Source organism: Desulfosarcina sp. (assembly GCF_041551955.1).
GTDB lineage: Bacteria > Desulfobacterota > Desulfobacteria > Desulfobacterales > Desulfosarcinaceae > Desulfosarcina.
On sequence record NZ_JBFELV010000294.1, the window covers coordinates 1 to 6,197 of the forward strand.

Sequence of the window (6,197 nt, forward strand, 5' to 3'; positions counted from 1 at the left end):
GAGGTCCGACTGAAGCTCTCCCCGGCGGACGGCGGAGAAGCCGGCCAAGAAAGGGTTTTCAGCGTATCGGCGCAGGGAATTTACGCCAATGCGACGCCGGACAGCGACTCGTTTACGGGCACCCAAGGCATCGCCAGGGACATCAACGACCGCAAGCACCTCGAAGACAAACTGGAGCGGTCAAAAAAAATGGAGGCCATGGGCAGCCTTGCTGCAGGAGTCGCCCACGATCTGAACAACATCCTCAGCGGACTGGTCAGCTACCCGGAACTGCTGCTGCTGGACCTGCCGCCGGACAGCCCGATGAGGGACAGCATCAAGACGATCCAGCGATCCGGCCAACGCGCGGCGGACATCGTCCAGGACATGCTGATGATCGCCCGCCGCGGCGTTAAAAATTTCGACATCATCAATCTTAACGATGCCATTCGCGGCTACCTGACCACGCCTGAGTTCAAGACTCTGGCGGGAAATCACCCCAACTTGCGTGTCACCACAGACTTGGCGGATGACTTGATGAACGTGAAAGGCTCGTCCGTCCACATCTCAAAAGTGATTATGAATCTGGTCACCAATGCCGCCGAGGCCATGCCGGCGGGAGGGTCCATCTGCCTGCTGACCCGCAACTGGTACCTGGACACGGCGATCGATCGTTACGAAAGAATTCCGGAAGGCGAGTATGTCATGCTGGGCATCACCGATGAGGGGGTCGGTATCCCGACGGAAGAGCTTCACCGGATTTTTGAACCGTTCTACAGCAAGAAACGCATGGGCCGCAGCGGTTCGGGCCTGGGCATGACCGTGGTCTGGAACACGATCAAGGACCACGCCGGCTTCGTGGACATTCAAAGCAGGGAGGGAGACGGCACCCGGTTCAACGTTTACCTGCCGGCCACCCGGGAGGAGGAAAACGAAACCCGGCGCCGGGTCGTTTTGCAGGATTATACCGGTACGGAGCGCATATTGGTCGTAGACGACATACCGGAACAGCTCGAGATTGCGGTCAGGATGCTGAGCCGACTCGGCTACCAGGTCGCATCTGCATCGGGTGGCGAGGAAGCCGTGGCCCATGTACAGGCAAACGCGGTCGATCTTCTAGTGCTCGATATGGTCATGCCGCCCGGAATCGACGGACTGGAGACCTACCGGCGCATTCTTGAGGTCCATCCCGCTCCGAAAGCCATTATTGCCAGCGGCTATGCCCCGTCTGATCGCGTCAAGGCCATGCAGGACATGGGCGCCGGTGAATATATCCGCAAACCATACACCATGGAGAAGATCGGCCTGGCCGTCCGTCGTGAACTGGACCGAAAATGACCACCCGGATGGGTTGAGAAAGGGTGAGCGTTCAAAGGTTCAGCGTTCACCGTTCCGGGTTTGCTTTCATTCGTTGGCCATATTTTTTAAACCCACCAATTTCAGCTGCGTTAGACCTCGACATGAAATGTTCCTGCTTCATTGGCGGTAGGGAGCGCTTTTTCCGTTGCGACCTTTTTGCTATTCAGTCTGCCCATCAGGTTGCGAATCCTATTCTTGGGGGGGGCGCACGCTTCCGGCTTCATCGACGTGACCTGCTGTGCGCATGACTGAAAGGCTGTGTTTAAATTGTCAATCTCCCGGCGCAATTTAAATCGTTCATGATACAGGGAAACACACGCCAACACGATACCGGCCAGGAAAAAGAGCAGCACCTGGGTGACATTGGCAAGCGGCGGCAGCCCGAATTGGGCAACGTACAAATTCAGCGTCAACGTCTGTTCACTCAGGTAAAATTCACGATTCTGATAAATGATCAGGGCCATGGTAAGTATAATCAGTGTCCACATGCTCAATCTTAGCTTCATGTCCATCCTCCATTTGAGCGCATGCCCAAACTCTTATAAAATTTGATTGTTGGAGCTGCAGGCAATGAATCTCTGGTCCGTTTTAAAGGCGTCGAGGTCGATATAAGAGGCTGTCGTTCCTCCCCGAACCGGGCAGACGGAAGGCAGCTTGGCCAAAACAACCGCGCCGGTCTGCCTGCAGATGAAATATCTCAGTTTGTGTTTGCTGAATGTTGCTGTCAATGCACCGAAGAAATACCCGCTGTAGGAATGAATCTTTTTCAATTTCTCACGATGATGCCGCTGCACATCGATTGCGATTTGAAGGGTTCGGATCGCCTGGCGGTTTCCTTCACTGGTGATTATCCTGAGGGCGTTGGGAAAAGATACATCCGTTTCCCGCAGTTCCATCTCAATGGCCGCGCGAAGATTGTCCTGGGTCATCTCCACCGATAACGAATGAGAAAGGCAATGCTTCCGGTCGCCCTTCAGGTCGATCAACAGCCGCTCAAAATGACCGGTCCTCACGGACTGTGAGGCGGCCATGGCGGCAAACAGACGGGCTATTTCATCCAGATTTTCTTTCCGGGCCTGGATTTCATAAGCGTTGTAGTGCTGCCAGGCGGACAAGCCTCTCTCGTAGAGCTGCGTCAATTCGACGATGGTTTTTGGATAGCGGTGGATTTCTGAAGCTGACACCAGAGCCGGCATTGACAGAAAACAGGCTATCAGCAGGCCAACCGTGCGCATACTCATGTGGTGTGCATTTGATTTCATATTCGTTTCCCAGTGGATCGGCTGAACCAGAAGATACTGGCGTTTGGTTACCCGGCTGAATGCAAAAATCTCATCGTGGTGGGTTGCACTGCGTATTGGGTACAGCTGCAGGGTAGAACACTCAACAACCAATCGTCATCATTGAAGGTTAATTCGAAAAACGACGATGGCCGAACAGATCGTAAACCAGACCAGAGACTCGTATGGTTTCAGACATTCTACGATATAGGCGACGCTTAATTTTGTTTTCATGTCGATTCCTCCGTTGATGATGAATCCGATGACTCCCAATTTTTGCTGTTATACAGAGCAATCTCTGGGCCATGTTGCATGCCGGCAACCGGTTAATACATAACCATACGTTATTGTTTAATAATTTAAAACTCACGATTTTCTCTTGCGTGCGGAACGCAGTGACTTTGCGCGAAAAGGCCCGACCATGGGTGATATGGCGCACGCCGACAGATTGCTCAATGGGGCAAAACTGACAGGTTTGTAAAAAGTCGAATAACGCTCTTTGTTGTCATTCCCGCGCAGGCGGGAATCTATAACGAACTGAAACAAATAGATTCCCGCCTGCGCGGGAATGACACAATTAGGAATTTTTACGAGTTGATCAAGACTAACAGGGAATGACATCACTTGGTCTGGGGATCGACCAACCCGCAGCGCCATGCGATAAGGACTTCACGTTTTTGAAAGGGTTGTTTCTCCGGATAGATTCGGCTATAAACATATATCTCCAGATGATTCTGATCGCCTCATTTTGAATACCATGCAACCGACATACAACCATCCCTACCGAGGGCAATACCATGAAACGGAAAATCTCCCTATCGATGCTGGTTAAACAGACTCCTGCGATGCAATTTCTCCTCGCACTTGCCGGAACCACTGCGATTGCAATCCTCATCGGCGCCTGCGGAAAGAAGGAGGAACCGGCCCCCAAAGCAGTCGTCCGTCCGGTCAAGGTCGTCAGCGTGGCCGGCGGAACGAATGCCGGCCCCATCTCCCTGCCCGGCCAAACCCGAGCCAGCCAGCGGGTGGACCTCTCTTTCAAAGTCTCCGGGCCCCTGGTTGAACTGCCGGTGGAGGAAGGCCAGGAGGTCAAACGAGGACAGCTCCTCGCCCGTATCCTGCCCCGGGACTTTAAGATCAACCTGGACCAGGCCAAGGCGCGGGCCATCGAGGCCGAGCGCCAGTATGACCGCTACAAGGAGTTGTACGTGCGCAAACAGGTCTCCAAGGCAGAATTCGATCGATACAAGGCCTCGCGGGATGTGGCCGCCGCCCAGTTGGAAGACGCCGAAAACGCCCTGAAGGACACCTACCTTAAGGCCCCTTTCGACGGGGTCGTGGCCAAGCGTTATGTTGAGAACTTCCAGGACATCCAGGCCAAGCAGCCGATCGTCTTTCTGCAGGACCTCTCCGCGATCGAGATTCTGGTGGATGTTCCCGAAACGCTGATGCTTCAGATCCGCGAGGGACGAGAACCTGAAGCCGCGGCCCGGTTCGCCACCGCGCCGGATCGGACCTTTCCGCTGGCACTCAAGGAGTTCTCGACCCAGGCCGACCCCCAGACCCAGACCTACCAGGTCGTCCTGGTGATGCCGCGGCCCGAAGGCATCAACATCCTGCCGGGCATGACGGCGACCGTGGAGGGCAGCCGTGAGCCCGCCTCCGGAGCCGACACCCGCCTCGTCATCCCCGCCATCGCCGTCACGCAGGATTCGGCCAAGCAGTCTTTCGTGTGGGTGCTCGACGAGGCGGACATGACGGTGAAAAAGACCCCGGTGCGGGTGGGTGAGATGACCGGCTCCGATGGCATCGTCATCCTCGACGGTCTGGCAGGCGGTGAAAAGGTAGTCGTCTCCGGCGTCACCAAATTGCAGGCGGGCATGAAAGTCAGCATCTGGAAAGAATAGATGATGGTTTGCGCCACCATTCGGCAGACTGCGTGTGCGCGTTCATCAACAGCAAGGATTGACGGTTTCGTAAAAAACCCGATATCTGCGTTACGCTTCATCCCTCGTCACTGCGGAGTACGGTAAGTACACCTCATTCCTCGAGATTTGCAAGCCTTGATCTCGGGCTTTTAACGAAACCGTCGAAAATGCGACTTTTTACGACTTCATCAAGGATTGCCGGTAATGAATATCGCTGAGTTCTCGATCAAGAAAAATGTCATCACCTGGACATTGACGGTGGTCATGCTCCTTCTGGGCTACCTGGCCTACCAGAATCTCTCGCGCCTGGAAGACCCGGAGTTTGTCATCAAGGATGCCGTGGTCGTTACCCCCTACCCGGGCGCCTCGCCCGACGAGGTCGAAAAGGAGGTCACCGAAAAGATCGAAAAGGCGGTCCAGGAACTGGGGCAGCTGCGGCGGGTGGAGTCCTACTCCTCGCGGGGACTGTCCACCGTCAAAGTGACCATCCAGGACAGCTTCGACAAAACGACCCTGCCCCAGGTGTGGGACGAAATGCGCCGCAAGGTCAACGATATCCAGGGGCAGCTGCCGCCGGGCGCCGGCCCCTCACTGGTCAATGACGACTTCGGAGACGTCTACGGCGTCTATTTCGCCCTCACGGGCGAGGGCTATTCCTATGCGGAATTGAAAAAGGTGGCCGAACTGCTCAAGCGTGAACTGCTCACCGTCACCGACGTCAAGAAGGTCGTTTTTTTCGGCGAGCAGAACGAGGCGATCTACGTGGAGATGGCCAAGGAGAAGATGGCCGCCCTGGGAATCACCCGCAAGGAGATCTTCGACGCCCTGAGCGCCAAGAACCTTCCCGCCGACGCCGGTAAAATCAAAATCGGCAGCGAGTATGTCCCCATCTTCCCCACGGGAACCTTCTCCTCGGAGAAGGATTTCGGCGAGCTGTTCATCGCCAGCCGCGGGGGCAAACTGATCTACCTCAGGGATGTGGCCGAGATTCGGCGCGGTTACGTGGACCCACCGCGAACCCTCCTGCGTTATAATGGCCAGCCCGCCATCGGCGTCGCCATTTCCACGGTTCAGGGCGGCAACGCCGTGACCATGGGCAATGCCGTCAAACAGCGCATCGGCGAACTGATGCCCCGCATCCCGGTGGGCATGGAGCTGGGAATCATCTCCATGCAGTCCGATGCCGTCACTCAGGCAGTCAATGGATTTCTGGTGAACCTAGCCGAGGCCGTGCTGATCGTAATCGTCGTCCTGTTGGTCTTCATGGGCCTGCGCAGCGGCCTGATCATCGGCTTTATCCTGGTGCTCACCATCGCCGCCACCTTCGTGTTGATGAACTACTATGCCATCGCCCTGGAGCGCATCTCATTGGGTGCCCTGATCATCGCCCTGGGCATGCTGGTGGACAACGCCATCGTGGTGGTGGACGGCATGAAGGTGCGCATGGAACAGGGCATGGATGGCCTGCAGGCAGCCAAAGCAGTCGTGGGCCAAAACGCCCTGCCCCTGCTGGGGGCCACCGCGGTGGCGGTCCTGGCCTTCGCCTCCATCGGCAGCATGCAGAACAGCACCGGTGAATACTGCCGGTCGCTCTATTCGGTCATTCTGATCTCCCTGTCGTTGAGCTGGCTCACCGCCGTGACCACCACCC

The 6,197-nt window shown here is 56.1% G+C and carries 5 protein-coding genes; 3 read left to right on the forward strand and 2 right to left on the reverse strand.

The window, feature by feature from the left end; all coding sequences use genetic code 11:
• A partial coding sequence (locus ABYV26_RS18220) for a response regulator (RefSeq protein ID WP_372682783.1) occupies positions 1-1,317 on the forward strand: 1,317 nt, incomplete at its 5' end.
• 110 nt (positions 1,318-1,427) lie between these two features.
• Here the strand turns inward: ABYV26_RS18220 and ABYV26_RS18225 are convergent.
• Both ABYV26_RS18225 and ABYV26_RS18230 read right to left on the reverse strand, forming a co-directional pair.
• On the reverse strand, positions 1,428-1,844 hold the full coding sequence (locus ABYV26_RS18225; RefSeq protein ID WP_372682784.1) for a LapA family protein: 417 nt from the start codon (positions 1,842-1,844) through the stop codon (positions 1,428-1,430).
• 33 nt (positions 1,845-1,877) lie between these two features.
• A complete protein-coding gene (locus ABYV26_RS18230) occupies positions 1,878-2,600 on the reverse strand; it encodes a ferritin family protein (protein ID WP_372682785.1) in 723 nt (240 codons plus the stop codon).
• A gap of 815 nt (positions 2,601-3,415) precedes the next feature.
• Between ABYV26_RS18230 and ABYV26_RS18235 the strand changes: the two genes are divergently transcribed.
• The gene (locus ABYV26_RS18235; protein ID WP_372682786.1) at positions 3,416-4,525 is read left to right on the forward strand and encodes an efflux RND transporter periplasmic adaptor subunit; all 1,110 of its coding nucleotides are present in this window, start codon (positions 3,416-3,418) and stop codon (positions 4,523-4,525) included.
• Between the two features lie 225 nt (positions 4,526-4,750).
• The coding region (locus ABYV26_RS18240) for an efflux RND transporter permease subunit (RefSeq protein ID WP_372682787.1) at positions 4,751-6,197 on the forward strand (1,447 nt) is incomplete at its 3' end.

Bases quoted from the DNA above. Each gene is read 5' to 3' on its own strand.
- ABYV26_RS18225 (WP_372682784.1), bottom strand. From the start codon at position 1,844: ATGAAGCTAAGATTGAGCATGTGGACACTGATTATACTTACCATGGCC.
- ABYV26_RS18230 (WP_372682785.1), bottom strand. From the start codon at position 2,600: ATGAAATCAAATGCACACCACATGAGTATGCGCACGGTTGGCCTGCTG.
- ABYV26_RS18235 (WP_372682786.1), top strand. From the start codon at position 3,416: ATGAAACGGAAAATCTCCCTATCGATGCTGGTTAAACAGACTCCTGCG.